Origin of the sequence: Chryseobacterium scophthalmum, from assembly GCF_900143185.1 — a bacterium.
Taxonomy (GTDB): Bacteria; Bacteroidota; Bacteroidia; order Flavobacteriales; family Weeksellaceae; genus Chryseobacterium; species Chryseobacterium scophthalmum.
The window spans coordinates 2,183,823-2,201,456 of record NZ_FSRQ01000001.1 but is presented as its reverse complement, the minus strand read 5'-3'; the positions used below and the strand labels follow the sequence as shown (position 1 = coordinate 2,201,456).

18 protein-coding genes and 1 tRNA gene are annotated in these 17,634 nt (G+C 32.9%); 4 read left to right on the top strand and 15 right to left on the bottom strand.

Annotation, left to right across the window (positions count from 1 at the left end; translation table 11 throughout):
• Positions 1–87: 87 nt before the first annotated feature.
• A complete protein-coding gene (locus BUR17_RS09945; protein WP_074230130.1) occupies positions 88–1,092 on the top strand; it encodes a T9SS type A sorting domain-containing protein in 1,005 nt (334 codons plus the stop codon).
• A 167-nt stretch (positions 1,093–1,259) separates the two neighbouring features.
• Entirely contained in the window at positions 1,260–2,123 is an 864-nt protein-coding gene (locus BUR17_RS09940) for a lamin tail domain-containing protein (RefSeq protein WP_074230129.1), read from the top strand.
• Between the two features lie 53 nt (positions 2,124–2,176).
• On the opposite strand, the gene BUR17_RS09935 is transcribed toward BUR17_RS09940, so the two are convergent.
• The 8 genes from BUR17_RS09935 to BUR17_RS09900 form a co-directional block, all read right to left on the bottom strand.
• Positions 2,177–4,996, bottom strand: a complete 2,820-nt coding sequence (locus tag BUR17_RS09935; RefSeq protein ID WP_074230128.1) for a gluzincin family metallopeptidase — start codon at positions 4,994–4,996, stop codon at positions 2,177–2,179.
• Positions 4,997–5,144: 148 nt separating this feature from the next.
• Positions 5,145–6,503, bottom strand: coding sequence for an orotidine-5'-phosphate decarboxylase (gene pyrF, locus BUR17_RS09930; protein ID WP_074230127.1), 1,359 nt, complete (start codon positions 6,501–6,503; stop codon positions 5,145–5,147).
• Between the two features lie 168 nt (positions 6,504–6,671).
• Positions 6,672–7,013, bottom strand: a complete 342-nt coding sequence (locus BUR17_RS09925) for a YkvA family protein (RefSeq protein WP_074230126.1) — start codon at positions 7,011–7,013, stop codon at positions 6,672–6,674.
• Positions 7,014–7,095: 82 nt separating this feature from the next.
• Positions 7,096–7,635, bottom strand: a complete 540-nt coding sequence (locus BUR17_RS09920) for a TlpA family protein disulfide reductase (protein WP_074230125.1) — start codon at positions 7,633–7,635, stop codon at positions 7,096–7,098.
• A 10-nt stretch (positions 7,636–7,645) separates the two neighbouring features.
• Positions 7,646–8,209, bottom strand: coding sequence for a thioredoxin family protein (locus BUR17_RS09915; RefSeq protein ID WP_074230124.1), 564 nt, complete (start codon positions 8,207–8,209; stop codon positions 7,646–7,648).
• 18 nt (positions 8,210–8,227) lie between these two features.
• Entirely contained in the window at positions 8,228–9,298 is a 1,071-nt protein-coding gene (gene aroC, locus BUR17_RS09910; protein WP_074230123.1) for a chorismate synthase, read from the bottom strand.
• Between the two features lie 42 nt (positions 9,299–9,340).
• Positions 9,341–10,939 carry an LIC_10190 family membrane protein gene (locus BUR17_RS09905; protein WP_084550488.1) on the bottom strand — a complete coding sequence of 533 codons (1,599 nt, stop codon included), beginning with the start codon at positions 10,937–10,939 and terminating at the stop codon, positions 9,341–9,343.
• Between the two features lie 99 nt (positions 10,940–11,038).
• A complete protein-coding gene (locus BUR17_RS09900) occupies positions 11,039–11,572 on the bottom strand; it encodes a glycine zipper domain-containing protein (protein WP_074230121.1) in 534 nt (177 codons plus the stop codon).
• 240 nt (positions 11,573–11,812) lie between these two features.
• On the opposite strand from BUR17_RS09900, the gene BUR17_RS09895 reads away from it, so the two are divergent.
• Positions 11,813–11,992: a hypothetical protein gene (locus BUR17_RS09895; protein WP_074230120.1), complete on the top strand. Its 180-nt coding sequence runs from the start codon at positions 11,813–11,815 to the stop codon at positions 11,990–11,992.
• A 97-nt stretch (positions 11,993–12,089) separates the two neighbouring features.
• Here BUR17_RS09895 and BUR17_RS09890 read toward each other — a convergent pair.
• The 4 genes from BUR17_RS09890 to folB form a co-directional block, all read right to left on the bottom strand.
• Positions 12,090–12,160, bottom strand: a tRNA-Cys gene (locus BUR17_RS09890).
• A 49-nt stretch (positions 12,161–12,209) separates the two neighbouring features.
• Positions 12,210–12,719 (bottom strand): RDD family protein, encoded by a 510-nt coding sequence (locus BUR17_RS09885; protein WP_074230119.1) that lies wholly within the window; start codon positions 12,717–12,719, stop codon positions 12,210–12,212.
• A 19-nt stretch (positions 12,720–12,738) separates the two neighbouring features.
• On the bottom strand, positions 12,739–14,100 hold the full coding sequence (locus BUR17_RS09880) for a DUF4403 family protein (RefSeq protein WP_074230118.1): 1,362 nt from the start codon (positions 14,098–14,100) through the stop codon (positions 12,739–12,741).
• 26 nt (positions 14,101–14,126) lie between these two features.
• Complete coding sequence (gene folB, locus BUR17_RS09875) at positions 14,127–14,513, bottom strand: dihydroneopterin aldolase (RefSeq protein ID WP_074230279.1); 387 nt, start codon at positions 14,511–14,513, stop codon at positions 14,127–14,129.
• Between the two features lie 54 nt (positions 14,514–14,567).
• Here folB and BUR17_RS09870 point away from each other — a divergent pair, with 54 nt between their 5' ends.
• Entirely contained in the window at positions 14,568–14,768 is a 201-nt protein-coding gene (locus BUR17_RS09870) for a bacteriocin-like protein (protein ID WP_074230117.1), read from the top strand.
• Between the two features lie 62 nt (positions 14,769–14,830).
• Here BUR17_RS09870 and nadA read toward each other — a convergent pair whose 3' ends face one another.
• The 3 genes from nadA to BUR17_RS09855 all read right to left on the bottom strand — a co-directional run bounded on the left by nadA (position 14,831) and on the right by BUR17_RS09855 (position 17,454).
• Positions 14,831–15,850 (bottom strand): quinolinate synthase NadA, encoded by a 1,020-nt coding sequence (gene nadA, locus BUR17_RS09865; protein WP_074230116.1) that lies wholly within the window; start codon positions 15,848–15,850, stop codon positions 14,831–14,833.
• Positions 15,851–15,949: 99 nt separating this feature from the next.
• Positions 15,950–16,522 carry a guanylate kinase gene (gmk, locus tag BUR17_RS09860; protein ID WP_074230115.1) on the bottom strand — a complete coding sequence of 191 codons (573 nt, stop codon included), beginning with the start codon at positions 16,520–16,522 and terminating at the stop codon, positions 15,950–15,952.
• A 74-nt stretch (positions 16,523–16,596) separates the two neighbouring features.
• Positions 16,597–17,454, bottom strand: coding sequence for a YicC family protein (locus BUR17_RS09855; RefSeq protein WP_074230114.1), 858 nt, complete (start codon positions 17,452–17,454; stop codon positions 16,597–16,599).
• Between the last annotated feature and the right edge of the window lie 180 nt (positions 17,455–17,634).

Genomic DNA, 17,634 nt, shown 5'->3' with positions numbered 1-17,634 from the left:
AACAGAAAATTAACCTAAATATTGTCTCAAATGGAAAAAATGCCGTAATTTTGCTATGTAAATTATTAATAATTAAAAAATTAAGTTATGAAAAAAATCTTTACAGTTTTAGGAATTGTCGCAGTTGCAGCTTTTGCAAATGCACAATTAGTGTATGAGCCATTTAATTTTACAGGAAGTGTTGCTGGACAAAATGGATGGGCAACACACAGTGGAGCAACTCCTGGTCAGGTTACTGCAGCTACAGGAAATCTAACTTATACAGGGTTAGCAGCTCCTTCTGGAAATAGTACAAGTGTTTCGTCATCAAATACTGAAGATATTAATAAGAGTTTTACGCCTCAAAGTGCAGGAGTGGTTTATTACTCAGTACTAGTTTCTGCACAGAATACTACAGGTATTACAGCCAATACAGCAACAGGAGATTATTTTTTACATTTTGGAACATACTCAACTGGTACAAATCCTGCACTTTCTTTATTTCAAGCTAGAATTTATGTGAGAAAAGGAACTGCCACTGATACAGTAAATTTTGGTATCTTAAATAATAGCGGAGGTACTGCTGCTCCTTCATTTGTTTCAACAGATTTCCCTATTAACCAAACTGTTTTCTTAGTTGTTAAATATCATTTTGCTACAAATACAGCGTCATTATTTGTTAATGCAGCTCCTGGTTCTACTGAACCAGCAACAGCTTCTGCTACGAACAGTACTGGTACAACAGCAGCTCCTACAGCAATTGATTATTTCTGTATAAGACAAGGTTCTTCAACAGGAAACTTCCAAATAGATGAGATTAGAGTAGGAACAACTTATGCTCAAGTTGCACCAACTTCAGCATCATTAGCTGTTTCAGATTTAAATAAAACAAAATCAAACTTTGTAAAAAATACTTTTGTTAAGAATGACGAAATTACTTTCGGAGCAGATGCAAAAGATGTAAAAGTTTATACATTAACAGGTCAATTAGTAAAAACAGCTTCTGTAAAAGCTAACGGAACTTTAAATATTGCTGAATTAGCTGAAGGTAACTATATCGTTACAGGAACTGTAAACAACCAAGCAGTTTCTCAGAAAATTTTGAAAGACTAATCAGATTTTTAATAATCAAATTAATCATACAAACCGCTTCTTTGAGGCGGTTTTTTTGTGTTCTATATATAGTGAGTTTTTTAAATAACTCAACATATTTGGTATATTATTATTGATATGGTATTAATTTTGCATAAATTATTACGAATCAATCAAAATATCACATTATGAAAAAAGTATTTACTTTTATCGGACTTGTTTCGATAGCAGCATTCTCTAATGCCCAGATTGTAATAAATGAAATCTATACCGGTGGTGGACTTTTAGGAGCAGCCATTACCAATGACTTCATAGAACTGAAAAACATAGGTTCCTCTACAGCTTCCCTAAATGGTGCAACTATTCAATATGCGTCTTCCTCAGGAGCTTTTACCCAGTACAACAATTTACCCAATATCACTTTAACTCCGGGACAAACGTACTTAATTCAGCAAGGTTCTGATGGATTAGGTGGGCTCATTAATTTATTGAATCCCAATCTTATCGTAACGGTTCTCTTGAATTTAGACGGTTCACCAAGTGTTGGGGTAGGTGTTGGTCTTGCGCTTACTTCAGGAAAGGTTGCTTTGGCAAGTAATGCCACACCAGTTACAGGACCAACTGCTGCAAATGTTTTAGATTTTGTAGGTTATGGTTTGGCTAATCAGTTTGAAGGAGCAGGAGCAGCTCCGTCGCCGACTATTTTAAATTCCATTACCAGAACAACTGGAGATACCAATAACAACAACGTAGATTTTACAATAAGTTTACCTACGCCACAGGCAACATCCGGAACTTTAGCGGTCAATGATTTAACTGATCTTTCCAAAAAATCAATGTTTATTAAAAACTCATTGGTTAAAAATGATGAGATCATTTTCGCTGCAGAGGTGAAAGATATTAAGGTTTACACATTATCTGGACAGTTGGTAAAAACAGCTTCTGTAAAAAATGGTGTTTCTTTAAACGTTGCTGAATTACAAAAAGGTAATTATATCGTAACAGGATTTGTAGATAATCAACCGGTTTCTCAGAAAATTTTGAAAGATTAAATTTTTTGAAAATTTTTAATAAAAAGAGTTGTCATCAGGCAGCTCTTTTTGTGTTAGTACCAACCTCTTCTCGCAGCATTAATAATGGTGCTCAGATTTAAAATCAAAGTATATCGTATTCTTTTTCCGTAATCTTTAAAACCTGGCTCAAAACCTAAAGAAGACTGCACCGGAAGATATATTTCAAGAAAATCTGGGATCAAACGTACTTTCACACCGCTGTCCCAAATAAATTGTGTCGGATTATTTTTGTTTTTATATAAACCTGCATCTGCATAGACGTGGAAAATTTTCCAGACACTTGAATCTACATTGAAGGAAGTAATCCACTGATTCACTGTTCCTGGGAGAAAAGATTTAAAACCACCATCAGCTAAAATAAACTGTTGTGATAAAATTCCGCTCGATGCACTTTGTCCTAAAAGATTGTATGAAAAAGAATAATCTGAAACTCTTGAAATTCCATAATTAAAAGTATTGTTTCGGGTTTCATTTCTTACAAAATATCCTGCGAAAAGTCTTAAGCTAAGCTTTTGCCTTGGTGCAAATTCCCATCTGTAAAATCCTTCTGCTGTAATCTTGTTATAATCTTCCATTCCCTGTGTACTCAGACTGAAGCTTTTCTCGTGAATCATCTGATTATCGGTGTAGCCGTAACCAACCGTCCAAAGATTATATTTGTTGTAATCACGATTGGCGATCATTTTTGCGCTCAGATCACGTTCAAAATAAGTATAGGAAATTCCTAAACCACGGCTTACTGTACTTCTTGGATTTTTTCTGAAACTGATATTCGAATACAGTGAATTTTTCTGATACGCTAAATCATAATCATAATGAAAATATGATCCTGAAACTCCAAAAGTCAATCTCTGAATCACACTTTCAGCGGGCAAAAAAGAGTAGGAAACTGCTCCTGAACCTGTCATTTTACCCGTTCCTGTGCTGAATGACGGAGTCAATGAATATAAAAATTTCTGATCAAAAAGCGATTGGTTTTTAAAGTTGATACCAATCAGAAATTTGTCATAGGTATTGGTGAATCGTATTCTTGGGTTCAGATATATTTCATTAAACTCAGGATTGGGAATATCTTTAATGAGTTTAAATTTAATTTTTTTGGCATTCGAAAATATTCCTTTGGTATAAAGAAAATTATCGCGGTAATTCGCTTCCGGAAATATGTAATCGTTATTTAATGTAATTTTATAAATATCTTCAGACGGAAGATTGACTGTTTTCAGTCTTTCGTTTTCTGCAGTTTCGATCCAATAAGAAGTTTTTTCCCCGCTTTTGGTTTGGGTTTCCAGCTTTACAGGAATTGCCTCGTCTGTATTTTTTACGATTTTAATATTAAGAGAATCGTTATTTACTCTGAAATTTTTAAGTCTGAAATTAACTCTGTTTTTCTGTTTCAAAAATCCTTTTAAATAAGACGTTGAAGATTCTTCTTTTACCAATTGATCTAAAAAATCTTCAGGATAAGCCTGTTTGTCTGTATTTTCAGCAATGTAATTTTTCAGTAGAAGATTAAATTTTTCTTCGCCCATTTTATCGGCAGAATAACTGAAAAGGCTTCCCGTTTCAAAACTGCTGATTGCCATATCATTAAAATTACTCAAAACCGCAAAAGGTTCGTCAATTTTTTGATCGAGATTCTGAGACATGATGTATTGATAAGCCAAACCGTATCGGTCAAGCAATTTCACTCTTGAAGCATGGAATAATTTTAAAGGCTTAACTCCTAAAATGCTATTTTCAGGAAGGTTTCCGAGAAGTTTTGTTTCTCCGTAGAATTTTTTCAGATACTGAATTTCAAGATATGATTTTAAACCATTTTTAAACCAGTGATTTTCCTGCTTATCGGTGATGATGCTTTCATCAAGAATTTTTTTTGAGATAATTCCGAAATAATCTAAATCGGTATTTTCGGCATCCGAAAATAATTTAAACCTGAATTTCCAAAATTTAATATCATTATTTCCAAAAAAGTCCTCTTTTGCCCTGAATTTTTCCGAAATAAAAAGCTGTTCCGGAATAAAACCAATTTTATCTTTAATAAATTTCAACTGCAAAGGAAGGTAAAATTCGAGATTCTGAATTTCCTGTTTGCTGATATTGTACCCAAATTTTATTTCGGTTTTAATATCTTCTGTATCGATTTTTATCGGAGGAAAAGTATTTTTAGAAATAATAAATTCAGGATCTGAATCTAAATATCCTTTAAATAAATTAGGCTGAATCTGCTGAAGATTACTTTGAATAAAAGAATTTGAAGGCGCATCAAAATCAACCGACCAATACGTGTTAAAATTAACAGATTCTTCAATGTCGTGATAATCCCTTTTAGAAATATTATCAGCATCAAAATGATCAGGAACAATAAAGAAATATTTTAAAGCAATGTCCTGTTCAGAAGTTCCGTAACCGGTAAATTTTTTATCAGGAAGCTGCATTTTATACTGGAGTTGCAACTTAACACTTTTTCCGGGTTCTAAATTTTCATTTAAAGAAATAAATAAATTCTCGTCAGAAGTATTTTGTAGTGGAAGAGGTTGGTTTCCCGAATTTTTTATATTTAATTCTAAAACTTTTCCAAGTTCTTCCTGTTTTGCAAAGTGAAGACTGTTGTTCCTATCTTCCAATTTTCTGTAAACAAGAGAAGTTCCTCTTTTGTTATAGGCAGAAATCCAGTTGAGAAGTTTTATTTTGGTCAAATCTTTATCGGAATGGTTATGATATACAATTTCCTGATTAACCACAAGCGTTTTTCTGTTCTGCGATAATTTTGCATGAATGGAAATGCTATCTTTTTGTGCAGAAACCTGTACAACTCCCCAAATCAAAAAAAGACCAATACTAAACTTTTTCAATGTCCTGATAAAGCATCAAATATAGCTTATTTTGGATATAATTCTTTATGATTTTAAGTTAAGATTTATTAAAAAATAAATATTTTGGGAGTTCTTTAAAATAAAATTTGCTCCCAAATGAATGAGAGCAAATCGTAAATTATTTATTTTATAATGAAGCGAGATAAGCCTTCCAGCCTTCATTTTTATAAGTAACAGAAGCTTCTGCAGGGTTTTCAGATTTGTAAATTCCTCTTCCTACGATAATGAAGTCAGTGTGAAGCGTTTTGAAAACATGTTCCGGAGTATTGTATTGCTGACCTTTTCCGTCACCTGAGTCTGCTAAATTTACACCTGGAGTAAACAGTAAAATTTCTTGAGGAAGTGCATTCTGAGAAACTCCACCAATTACATTAGGATGAGACAAAGCCACTTTTAAAGCTTCTTCTCTATAGCTGTTCGTTGTTAAAGTTCCTTTTGAAGACATTCCGATAATTGCAACAACTCCTACATTTTTGAAGCAGTCTAAAGATTCAAAACCACCAATTACCTGAGACGTTACAAAATCTGCCCAATCTGTAATTTTGAAAACTCCGCTTGTGAACTGTAATTCCTGCGTGTTTCCGATGTCGGCAAATTTTCTGTCTTCCATTAATAAGAAATTGTGCTTTGAAGCCAGTTCTTTCAAAGGAACGATTGTATTTTGATAATCGAAATCTGAAATAATATCGATATGCGTTTTTAAAGCAATAATATTTGGACCTACTTTTTCAGCAAGTTCCAATAATTCCTGAGTGGTTGTTACATCAGCTGAAGCAATTAAGTTAGATTCTTTTGCTAAAGCAGTTTCTAACAGTTTTTTTGAAACAGAATGCTCAGCATTTTCAAATTTTTGCTGATAAGAAAGTCTTTTCTTTTCTTCAAACTGAATATGATTTCCTTTTAAAAAATCCTGAATTCTTTTTACTTCCTCATCGCTCAATTCACCTTCTTCCTGTAGAATAGTACAAACTTCAGAAATATTAAATAAAGTGTGAACTCTGAAACCTTTGCTTTCCAAAAGCTGTTTGCCACCTTGTTCTCTGTCTAAAACAACAACAATGTCGGCAACTTTCAAATCTTCCTGCTCAACTTCGGCAATGGTTTCTACCAAAGATTTTCCGGAAGTGATGACATCTTCTACCAAAAGACAGTTTTGCCCTTTTTGGTAAATTCCTTCAATCATTTTTTTAGTTCCGTATTCTTTGGCTTCTTTTCTTTTAATAATTAATGGAATATAGCTTTCCAAAGACATTGCTGTAGCCATTGGAAGTGCAGCATAAGGAACTCCGCAAATCAGATCAAAATTATCTAAAGGAAGCATTTCCAGTAAATAATTGGCCAGGTTTTTTAAAATTTTAGGATCTGATGCTAAAGGTCTTAAATCTACATAAAACGGACTTTCGATACCGCTTTTTAATGTAAATCTTCCAAATTTGATGATGCCCAGTTTGTAACATTCCAAAAAGAATTCTTTCTTACTTTCCATTAATTTTTTATTAGATTTTGCAAATTTAAGGATTTGATGTTAAAGTCAATTGTCAATCGTGAATTTTGCTTCACAAGTGAAGAATTAAACTTAAAAAAATAGAGAATGAATTGAATTTACATTTCATTCTTCATAAAAAAACATCCCCGAAAGGATGTTGTTAATTATTTAAACGATTTCTGCGTCAATTATTTTTGCGCCGTTTGTACTGTATTTCTGTTCAGCTTCCCAAAGAAGAAATTTATCAACTTCCCTTATTAATTTCGGAATAGCTAAAGATAAAACTGCCAAATCATCCAGAACTCCTGCAACAATAATGAAGTCGGGAATGATATCAATAGGAGAGATGACGTAAAGAAGACCTACCAATGGTAAAATAAGATCCATCGACTTTACAGGGTAATTACCTTTTCTCCACATATTCACCATTCTGAACATGTCCGGAATTTTTTTTAAGAAGCCTTTGTGGGCAATTGCTTCTTTTGCAAGATTGAGTTTTGAATATTTCATGTTTGTGTTTGTTTTAAAATAATTTTCAACTCTGTAAAATTCGCAAAATTTGTACCAACTCAATCTAAATTTTAGTTAAAGTTTACTTAATAATATTATCAATAAACTGGTGGATAGATTCTGCATCCCAATCAGTTGCGGCATCTTCCTTGATTAAAATTCTCCCGTTTTTGTCTAAAAGAAAGGTTGTAGGGAAAGCTTTCGGAAGGATCTTTTCAGAGATCGGGCTTTGTGCAATATATACAGGAACGGTGTAGTTATTTTCTTTCAAAAATTTTCTTACGGTTGCTTCCTCGTCTTTCATTGCAATTAAAACAAAATCTACATTTTCTTTTCTTCTGTCGTACAATCTTTGAATTGAAGGCCATTCTTTTCTACACGGAGGACACCATGTTCCCCAAAAATTCAGAAAAACTGGTTTGTTTTTAAAGTTTTTCAGATTGGTACTTGGAACATTGATCCCTTGCAAGTCTACATCATAATCTTCTTCACTGATGTGTACTGCATTTTCTATAGTTGCGATCGGGAAAAATTGATCTTTAAGATAATTTCGTATTCCGGGAACTAAAAAAATAACACCTAAAATTACGAGAACAACAACGTAAATAGCCAGTTTTTTCATAGTATTTATTTTATAGTAATTCTAAAATTTCCTGAATGGCATCTTTACCTCTGTTTCTTGAATAATATACTTGCAGATCATTGTAAAAACTCTCTCTTGGATATGCTTCTGGATCAGCTTTAAATTTTAATAATAATTCGTGCCCGAATTTCGGACGAGGTCCCCAAGAATTTTTCACATTGAAATCCTCGTCTAAAATAATCACTTTCGGAATAGATTCTGTACCATTCGTTAAGAACTGATTGATTAGACTTTTATCGCTGTCTCTCAAAAAGATTTTCACTTCATTATGTCCTTCAAAAAACTTTGCCAAAGCAGGAACCGTTGCACTTGCATCACCACACCAAGCTTCAGAAATAATTAAAATTTTTCCGTTGAAATTTTTAGATTTCAGCTCGTTGATTTGCTCTTCATCGATGACGAATTTTTTAAGCGTTCGATCCATTCTCTGAATTCCAAGCTCGTAATACATTTTATATTCGGCATCTTGCGGAGTCGGAGGATTTTCAAGTCTTTGGTTGGCAATCTGAAGATATTCTTCAAAAAATATGGCTTTATCCCAGTAATTTTTCATGATTACTAAAAATTAAATTTAAAATTGATTAGTGTTTCGTGTTTTGTTGATCAGAAATAAATCAGCTAAAACAAATGCTGCTAAACTTTCTACAACGGGAACTGCTCTTGGAACAACACAAGGATCGTGTCTTCCTTTTCCTTCCACAGTCACAGCATTTCCGTCTTTATCAACACTTTCCTGAGGTCTTAAAATAGTGGCAACAGGTTTGAAAGCTACCCGGAAATAAATATCCATTCCGTTAGAAATTCCGCCCTGAATTCCGCCTGAAAGATTTGATTTTGTAGAAAAATCGGTGTTAAACTGATCATTATGTTCACTTCCTGTCATTTTTGCACCACAAAATCCGCTTCCATATTCAAAACCTTTGCAGGCATTAATGTTAAGCATTGCTTTTGCCAATTCAGCCTGAAGTTTAGAAAAAACGGGTTCGCCAATTCCTACAGGAACATTTTTGATAACGCAGGTAATGGTTCCGCCAATTGTGTTGCCTTCTTTTTTGATCTCTTTAATTTTTGAAATCATTTTTTCGGCAGTTTCAGTATCGGGACAGCGTACTTCATTGCTTTCAGTTTTAGAAAAATCTAAATCCTGATAAGGTTTTACACAGAAAATTTCGCCCACGGAAGAAACGTAAGCGTTAATTTCAATATCTTTTAAAAGTTGTTTTGCTAAAGCTCCGGCAACCACCCAGTTGATGGTTTCTCTTGCAGAAGATTTTCCGCCACCGCGATAATCTCTGATGCCAAATTTTTGATCGTACGTGAAATCTGCATGACTCGGGCGATAAGAATTCGCAATATGGTCATAGTCTTTTGACTTCTGATTTTCGTTTTCAATCATAAAACCAATAGGAGTTCCGGTAGTTTTTCCTTCGAAAATACCGGAAAGAAATTTTACAGTGTCGCTTTCTTTTCGTTGGGTAACGATTGCTGACTGACCTGGTTTTCTACGATCCAACTCATATTGAATTTTTTCAAAATCGACTTCCAGACCTGCTGGAAAATTATTGATGATTCCGCCATAAGCAGCGCCGTGACTCTCGCCAAACGTGGTTAGGCTGAGAAGATTACCTAAAGTATTGAACATAGTACAAAATTACCGTTTTTTATTCAGATAATAAAGTCTTTACTAATCGGTTTGTAGATAACTCTTTTTGATGAATTCAATTGATTTGTCGAGCTCTTTTTTTTCTTCGGGATTCAGTTTTTTCCAGATAAATCCTTTTTTTAAATTGTTTTTGTCAATCGGTTGCGGAAATATGCCTAATTTCTGATAATCTAAAACGTAGCTTTCTGAAATGGCAGGAGTGGGAGTGTCAAAACTAAAGGTATATTTTTTTGAAACATTAAACTTAAGATCTCCTATTTTGAAAGAATTATACTGATTGTATTTATAATCGGAAGGTTTTAAAAGTTGTGTTTTTGCAAACGGAGTCAAATTTCTACCCAGCTTAAAACTTGGAATAAATTGCTGAATGATTTTTGGAAATGAAAAAAGACCAATAAAAATGAGAGCTAAACCCGAAGAAATGAAGAGCGCATTTTTCTTATTTATACTGTTGAAAAAGACTACAAAAAAGACTACAAAAAATACATCAATAAAGAATCGGTATTGTGCAGAAAAAGATAAAATTAAAAGACTTTTTATCAATATAGAAATACCAATTAAACTGGTGATTTTATTTCTTTTAATAATAGAAAATACAATAAACCCGATTAAACTTGTTACAAATGAAATGTTGATTGCCGATTTAATTCCATTTAAAAAAAGCCAGTTTTTAACGTAATCAAACCATGAGAATTTTAAAATTTCTGCATAAGAATATTGCTCGTCAAAAGTTTTTACAATCGCAAATTCTGATGATGCTTTTAATAATTCAGGATTGGGTTTCCACGAAATTCCGAAGTCGAAAACTGTTAAAGGGAAAACGGGATAACCAAAGATCCAGATATTTTTTACGATGAATAAAAGAAAAACAAGTGAGCCTAAAATAAGTTTTTTATACTGAAATCCGGAAACGAAAATAGAGTAGAGCAGAATGAAAATCGGTAGCCAAATAACGGTTGGTTTTATCGCAAATATAAAAACAGAAAATGCAAATAAGAAAGCCAGGTTTTTGTTTCCGGATAAAATTTCATTCAGAATAATTAAAGAAAATAAAATCGCGGGCAAATCCGGACTTGGAGATTGAGAAAAAATCAGGAAAACCGGAATAAAAATCAGTTGAATCCAGCTTTTATTTTCAACAATATAGATTCCGTAAATAATAAGTAAAACGGCATTAAGCCTTAAAAAAGGATCTGCGAAATTACTGAATCCTGCTTGGAAAATATGCCAAACCGACATTTGCCCCAAAATAAGATCAAGATTGGAAATCCCTTTAACCAAACCGTATTCTGTAAGCCATTTTATTGTAGGAACATAATACCCGAAATGATCTAAAATAAAAGGATAAAAAGAAGCTGAAAATAAAATGACAGCTGCTAAAATTCCTAAAATGACTGAGTCTTTTTTTGACAATCGGAAATACTCTAAATAAAGTTTGTCTTTAAAAAAGTAGAAAAGTCCGATGAAAATTGTAGGAATTTCAATATATAAATTCAGTGGGACAAAAAATGATACCACTGTAAAAATTAATCCGACAGAGAAAATTCCTGTTAAAATTTTCCCTGAAATTCCGTGTAAGCTTTTCCCAAAAATATTTTCCATCAGTTTTCCCCAACCCATTAAGGTTGTTATGAGAAAAATTGAAGAGCATACAATCAGGAGCATAAAAAAAAGATTGCTTAAAAATAAGCAATCTTTGATGTTTTTAAAAATATTTAATTATTTAGGCTGTACCCGACCACTTTTTCTATCCTGTGATCTACCTAAAGTATATCCTGTTGCACCACCGATGATACCACCTACAACGGCACCACCACCACGGTTTTTCTTATTGACAATAGCTCCCAAAGCAGCACCACTCACAACACCAATTGCAGTGCCTTTTGCAGCTTCACTGATTCCTTTTTTCTTAGCTGTAGTACCTTGAGATGAAGAATTGCTTGCCTGACTTCCGTTGTTAGAAGAAGATGGGGCATCTCTGTATATTGTTTTGGTTTCTCTGATTACCTGAGGTTTTGCTGCAGCTGCGGTTTTAGCTTTTTCAACTTCAGCTATACTGTCGGTTCTTTTTTGTGCTTCGTAAGCAAATCTTTCTCTTTCAATAGCTAGCTTTTGCTTTTCTATATCCAGCTGTCTTGCCTGAAATTCTAATTTCTGCTGTTCTAAAGTTTTTTCGGCCACTTTATTATCATCCTTCTTACAGGCGGTCAATGTAAATATTGAGATTACACCTGCTAAAACTATATTTTTCATAACTCAAATTTTTCTATTTATTAAAACTTTTAAAGTCTATGTGATGATAATTTCAATTATGAAGCCAAGGTTTAGTTAAGGAAGTGTTAAAATCATAAAAATACTTTCATTTTGGATAATAAAAGGAGGTAATATTAATTTTTTTTAATACTTTTTTCTTAGCTTAAATCTCTTGTTGTGGAGAATTTGTTTTTTGTTACCGTCTGTTTTACATATCTTTATAATACTAAAAACTAACCAATGGAAACTTCAGATTATTTTTCACTCCTTGAAAATTTTATATTATTAGGGTTTGCTTTACTGTTTATTTTTTTTATTTCTTCTTTTTTGAAACACCGTAGTAGTAAATCAGGATTTTGGTATTACAGTCAAGGATTCCCTCATTATAAAAAATACTTTTCAAAAAGACAAGCTTATTAATTTGAATATCAATGAGTTGTTTTTTTTTTTTTGTTGAATGGGTGGAATTTTAAGAAATAAAAAATCCCTAAACTAATATAGATTAGGGATTGATTAGAGGTGCCTAGCGGATTCGAACCGCTGTAGATGGTGTTGCAGACCACTGCCTAGCCGCTCGGCCAAAGCACCATTTTTAGGTGGTGCAAATATAGGAAAATTATAATGTTCTCCAAATTTTTTACGCAATTTCTTTTATTCCGATGGCATCAATTTCGTTCTTGGTCTGTCTTTCAGCCTCATAATTTTTAATGTTAATGACTCTGGTATCACTCCAGCTATCGTGCCATCCATTTTCTCCAAAAAAAGATAAGGCGTCAAAAGGAACCAAACGTATAATGTTTCTCATAAAATAATCACTAATAGTAGGTTCTTTACCATCTGTCATGATCACTTTTGTTCCGGTAATGTATTTTCCGAGACTTCTTCCTTTGGTAAAATATTCAATTAAAAAAATATAAAAGAAAAATATAATACTAGTAATGATAATATCTGCAACTCTTCCTAACTCTGCAAGCTTATAAAAGAATTTAGTAAAATAATATATTCCAAAGATTCCGTCTAATATACCGCCTAGAAAACCTAAGGCTAAAAAAATACAATTAAATGCAATTCTGTCAACGAGAATATTGAAGAATCTCATCCATTTTGTAGCTCTGTGTCTGTCGATAATCTGTAAATATTTTCTCATAGTTATGTTAGTTTTTAGTTTAAAATCCTTTTAAAGTAAATCTCAAATTTGCATTCGTATCAATTACAGCTGTAATTCCTGAGTCATTTAAAAGAATTTGATGAGGTTTCAAATTAAAAACTTTACCGCTCATTTTCAGTCCTTTGTAATATTCTTTATTAAATGCTTCTTCGATGCTTTTTTTGGATGATGTTTCAAGTTCACTTGTGGGAATTCCGTATTCATCTTCAATCATCTTTACAATTTTGCCTTTGAAAAGAGAAGTTGCTAATTTCTGAAGAATGTTAGATGTTTTAAGCTTGAATTTTGTGTCCGAAAGCACTATTTTTTTCTTAGTTTCATCATAAATAGGAATCCCTGAAATAAAAGACGTTCCATTCACATAACCTTCTGTATCGGCTTCTATCATAATACGATTGGCTTCTCCATACACTTTGATATCCGTAATTTTAACTTTAGAATTTCTGACATCAAATTCTTTATTTAAAAATGTTTTTTTTGCGATTCCGGTAGCTTCAGAAAAAGGAATATTCGCAGTGGTCTGCAATACAAACTGATCAGCCAAAAGCGGAATAAAATTAAAATTCATCACCGCTTTTACAGGTTGAGACGATTCTGGTTTTGTTCCGGTATAAGTTTCTGAGAAAATATCGATGCCGATATTAGTATCAATTTGATTTCCGTAAAATTTAAGCGGGGTTATATTAACGTTGATAGGAGTTATTTTCAACCAGGTATTGTATTCCTCTGAAATATTGAAAGGTTGAGAAAAAGCGTTCCACGCTAAAACTGCATACTGCTGAAAATTAAGCTGTGCAGCCATTTGCTGATCAATGGTTTTAGAGAATTTGTATTGCTGTTCTTTCAGGCTTTTTTCAACCAAAGAAGTAATTGGGATTTTAATTTTTCCAAAATCTAAAACTGGTTTTTTTACCCATTTAAATCCCATTGGTTGTGTAAAAGTACTTACCGTCCAGTTATTTTTAAAACTTAAAGCTGTTTTAAAATACATTACGGTTTCAAAAGTCGTTTCCTGATACGTGTAAACCCCTAAAGTTCCAATCCCTTTTTCTGCCCAGATTTTTAAAGGAACTTCAATCGCAATATTTTGATTGGCATCTCCAACTAATCGTATTGGTCGGGTTTTCCAGACTTTTACTTTAAACTGATCATTGTCGTTATCGGTATAAGAATCATCCTGAAAGATCATATCTTTTACCGAAGCATTTATCATATTGCTGATTTCCGATAACGGAATAGTCACCGGCATTGTAATGCTAGATTTTATTTTCGGAAAATTGTAAATAGCATCACCTGAAGTATTGTTTTGCCCAAAAATACCGATAGAAAATAATAGAAATAATATTTTAAATACCTTCACTGTGTTTTGATTTTTAAAATTGAAAATTACTCATTTTCTGTAATTCCGCCTAATAAAAAACTTTTTTCAAGCTCAATACTTGCACCTTTCATTTCACCTTTCATTGGCGGACTTGTTTTGGTAATTCTTAATTTGATGTAAGAAATCTGACTGAATTTTTCGTTGATTTTAGTAATAATTCTTCCCGCAACGTGCTCCAACAATTTAGACTGAATTTTCATCTCATCATGAATGATTTCATTAATATCTGCGTAACTGATCGTATCATTTAAATTATCAGAAATCGCAGCATCCCACAAATCTGTGTGAATTTCAGTATTTAAAATATAATAAGTTCCGATAATATTTTCTTCGGGAAGAACGCCGTGGTAAGCGTAAATTTTTACATCTTCTAAAAAGATTTTACTCATGATTTTATATATATAAACAAAAGTATTATATTTAATAACTAAACAAATCAAATAAATATGAAAAATCTAAAAAAATTAAACCGAGGAAATTTAAAAGCTATTAATGGTGGCGCAGTTTGTAATGAAAATTGCCCTCCCGGACCTTATGGACCAGGTCCTGGTTTTCCACGTTCATGTGAAGCGTACAATGCTTTACCAAAATGTTGCCAATCTAAAGTTTTAGTACATATGGATTGTGTAGATGGAGGCCTTTCATAAATTGAAAATACTTTCTCAGTGAAAAAGTAAAAGAGCTGTCTCAAGTGAGGCAGCTCTTTTTATTATTTAATACTTTTCGAAAGATCGAGCATTGCCTCAATCGGTTTCAAAGCTTTCAGTCGAAGTTCTTCTTCAATTAAAATTTCAGGAAGCTCATATTTCATACACAAATATAATTTTTCCATTGTATTTCTCTTCATATAAAAGCATTCTGAACAGTTACAGCTTTCGTCAAAAACCAAAGCAGGAATCAATTCTTTGTGTGGTGCACGTTTTCTCATTTCGTGAAGAATTCCTTCCTCAGTTGCAATAATGAATTTCTGACAATCATCTTTTTCAACAAAATTCAAAAGAGCAGAAGTAGAACCGATGAAGTGAGCCAATTTCAAAACAGCTTCTTCACTTTCAGGGTGTGCAATCATTTTTGCATCTGGATTATCAGCTAACTGCTGTGCAATTCTTTCCATGGAAAATGCTTCGTGCACGATGCAGCTTCCGTCCCAAAGGATCATATCGCGACCGGTTTTTTTAGATAAATATCTTCCTAAATTTTTATCCGGAGCGAAAATAATTGGTCGGTCAGTCGGTAAAGCTTCAATCACGGTTTCTGCATTTGAGCTGGTTACAATGATGTCACTTTCTGCTTTTGTTTCAGCGTTACAGTTGATGTACGTTGCGATCAAAGCATTTGGATGTTGCTCACGCATTTTTCTCAAACCTTCACCTGAACAACCGTCTGCCAAAGAACAACCTGCCATTGTATCAGGAAGGACAACTTTTTTCGTCGGGTTCAAAATTTTTGCGGCTTCAGCCATGAAATGCACTCCGCAGAATACGATCATATCGGCATCTGTATCTTTTGCCTGTCTTGCCAATTGAAGAGAATCTCCTAAGAAATCAGCAATATCCTGAATTTCTCCTGGTTGATAATAATGCGCCAGAATAACGGCATTTTTTTCTTCTTTCAGCTGGAGAATCGCTTTTACCAAGTCTTCTCCTTGAGGAATGTCAATATCTTTCAAATCTAAAAATCCTTTTACAGGAAGGGTAGATTTAGCTTTTTCTAATGTTTCGGTGCTCATTTCAGCCTCAATGTTTTTCTTTTATAGAAGTTAGATTTTAGAAATTAGAAGTTAGTTTTTAGCCCAAATTTACGGGTGTTTTTTACTAACTTCTAATCTCTAACTTCTAGTTTCTCCTATAAAACTTTTTATTAAACTTTCTATTTCTATTTTTGCTTCACTCAAATCGCTGTTGATGACGATTTTGTCAAATTCTATCGCATAGGTAAGCTCTTCTTCAGCTTTTTCTACGCGGGTTTTTATGGTTTCGGCATCATCAGTGTTTCTTGAGATCAATCTTCGTTCCAATTCGGCAATCGAAGGTGGTTCTATGAAGATGGATAATGCTTTTTCTCCAAAATATTTTTTTAATGAAATTCCGCCTTTTACGTCTACATCAAAAATAACAACTTTTCCCTGATTCCAGATCTTTTCAACCTCAGATTTTAAAGTTCCGTAATATTTATCGGTATAAACTTCCTCAAATTCTACAAAAGCATCTTCAGAAATTCTTTGTCTGAATTCTTCTGGCGAAATAAAATGATAATCAACAGCGTGAGTTTCACTTCCTCTCGGCTGTCTTGTTGTACACGATATAGAAAATTCCAATTCAGGAATTACTTCCAGAGAATGTTTTACTAATGTCGTTTTCCCGCTTCCCGATGGCGCTGAAAATATGATAACTTTATTCATATAGTTGTTGGTTGATAGGTTTTAGTTGATAGTAGAAAAAATCCAACAACCATCAACAAAAAACTATCAACTAATTATAATACGTTTAACGTTTGCTCTTTAATTTTTTCCAAATCATCCTTCATCATCACCACCAATTTCTGAATTTCAGCGTGATTGGCTTTTGAACCTAAAGTATTGATTTCTCTCCCAATTTCCTGTGAAATAAAACCAAGTTTTTTTCCATTAAAATCTTCATTTTCCATTACTTCAGAATAATATTTCAAATGCTGAGAAAGTCTTACTTTTTCTTCAGAAATATCTAGTTTCTCTGTGAAATAAGCCATTTCCTGATAAAAACGAGTTTCGTCAACATTTTCAAATTCTTTTAGAGTTTTCATGTAACGTTCTTTCACAGAATTGATTCTCACTTCTTCATAAGGAATAACTTCTGAAAGATATTTGTCTATATTTTTGATATTTCTTTCCAGTTCTTCGTGAAGGATTTTTCCTTCTGTTTTTCTGAATTCCTGGAATTTATCAACCGCATTATTAACGATTTTCGCTAAAGCTTCCCATTCACCTTCAGTTAATTCGTCGGGTCTTGAAGTAATCGCATCCGGAAGTCTTACCGCCATTTTAAGGTATTCAAAATCAGGTCCGTCTGAAGCGATATTTTTAAGCTCATTCATGTAAGAATCAATTAAACCTCTGTTGATTTTCACATCATTGGTTTCTTCAAGATTCTCAATATTAATGTAGCAATCTACCTTTCCACGGATGATTCTATCGTTGAGAATTTTTCTTACTTCAAATTCTTTTTCTTTGTAACGTAAAGGAATTTTGATATTTAAATCAAAGCTCTTGCTGTTCAGTGATTTAATATCGATTGAAATTTTTTTTCCTTCAAAAACACTTTCGGCTCTACCGAAGCCGGTCATTGATAAAATCATAGTTTTTTATTGTTGTACAAAGATAAACATTTAAGTCTATAGTGTGATAAGATGAAATTTTAGCATCATACTTTGTAATTGTACAATTTTAAATTTATTTTGAACCATTAAGATTTTAATTAAGAAGTGAAGAATATTAAGATTAGCATCACTTTAGAATAATACTTTTTAAAAATCTAT

What these genes read in the sequence shown, in the direction of transcription:
- BUR17_RS09945 (WP_074230130.1), top strand. Translation starts at nt 88, where the DNA reads ATGAAAAAAATCTTTACAGTTTTAGGAATTGTCGCAGTTGCAGCTTTT.
- BUR17_RS09940 (WP_074230129.1), top strand. Translation starts at nt 1,260, where the DNA reads ATGAAAAAAGTATTTACTTTTATCGGACTTGTTTCGATAGCAGCATTC.
- pyrF (WP_074230127.1), bottom strand. Translation starts at nt 6,503, where the DNA reads ATGGAAAGTAAGAAAGAATTCTTTTTGGAATGTTACAAACTGGGCATC.
- BUR17_RS09925 (WP_074230126.1), bottom strand. Translation starts at nt 7,013, where the DNA reads ATGAAATATTCAAAACTCAATCTTGCAAAAGAAGCAATTGCCCACAAA.
- BUR17_RS09920 (WP_074230125.1), bottom strand. Translation starts at nt 7,635, where the DNA reads ATGAAAAAACTGGCTATTTACGTTGTTGTTCTCGTAATTTTAGGTGTT.
- BUR17_RS09915 (WP_074230124.1), bottom strand. Translation starts at nt 8,209, where the DNA reads ATGAAAAATTACTGGGATAAAGCCATATTTTTTGAAGAATATCTTCAG.
- aroC (WP_074230123.1), bottom strand. Translation starts at nt 9,298, where the DNA reads ATGTTCAATACTTTAGGTAATCTTCTCAGCCTAACCACGTTTGGCGAG.
- BUR17_RS09905 (WP_084550488.1), bottom strand. Translation starts at nt 10,939, where the DNA reads ATGGGTTGGGGAAAACTGATGGAAAATATTTTTGGGAAAAGCTTACAC.
- BUR17_RS09900 (WP_074230121.1), bottom strand. Translation starts at nt 11,572, where the DNA reads ATGAAAAATATAGTTTTAGCAGGTGTAATCTCAATATTTACATTGACC.
- BUR17_RS09895 (WP_074230120.1), top strand. Translation starts at nt 11,813, where the DNA reads ATGGAAACTTCAGATTATTTTTCACTCCTTGAAAATTTTATATTATTA.
- BUR17_RS09885 (WP_074230119.1), bottom strand. Translation starts at nt 12,719, where the DNA reads ATGAGAAAATATTTACAGATTATCGACAGACACAGAGCTACAAAATGG.
- BUR17_RS09870 (WP_074230117.1), top strand. Translation starts at nt 14,568, where the DNA reads ATGAAAAATCTAAAAAAATTAAACCGAGGAAATTTAAAAGCTATTAAT.
- nadA (WP_074230116.1), bottom strand. Translation starts at nt 15,850, where the DNA reads ATGAGCACCGAAACATTAGAAAAAGCTAAATCTACCCTTCCTGTAAAA.
- gmk (WP_074230115.1), bottom strand. Translation starts at nt 16,522, where the DNA reads ATGAATAAAGTTATCATATTTTCAGCGCCATCGGGAAGCGGGAAAACG.
- BUR17_RS09855 (WP_074230114.1), bottom strand. Translation starts at nt 17,454, where the DNA reads ATGATTTTATCAATGACCGGCTTCGGTAGAGCCGAAAGTGTTTTTGAA.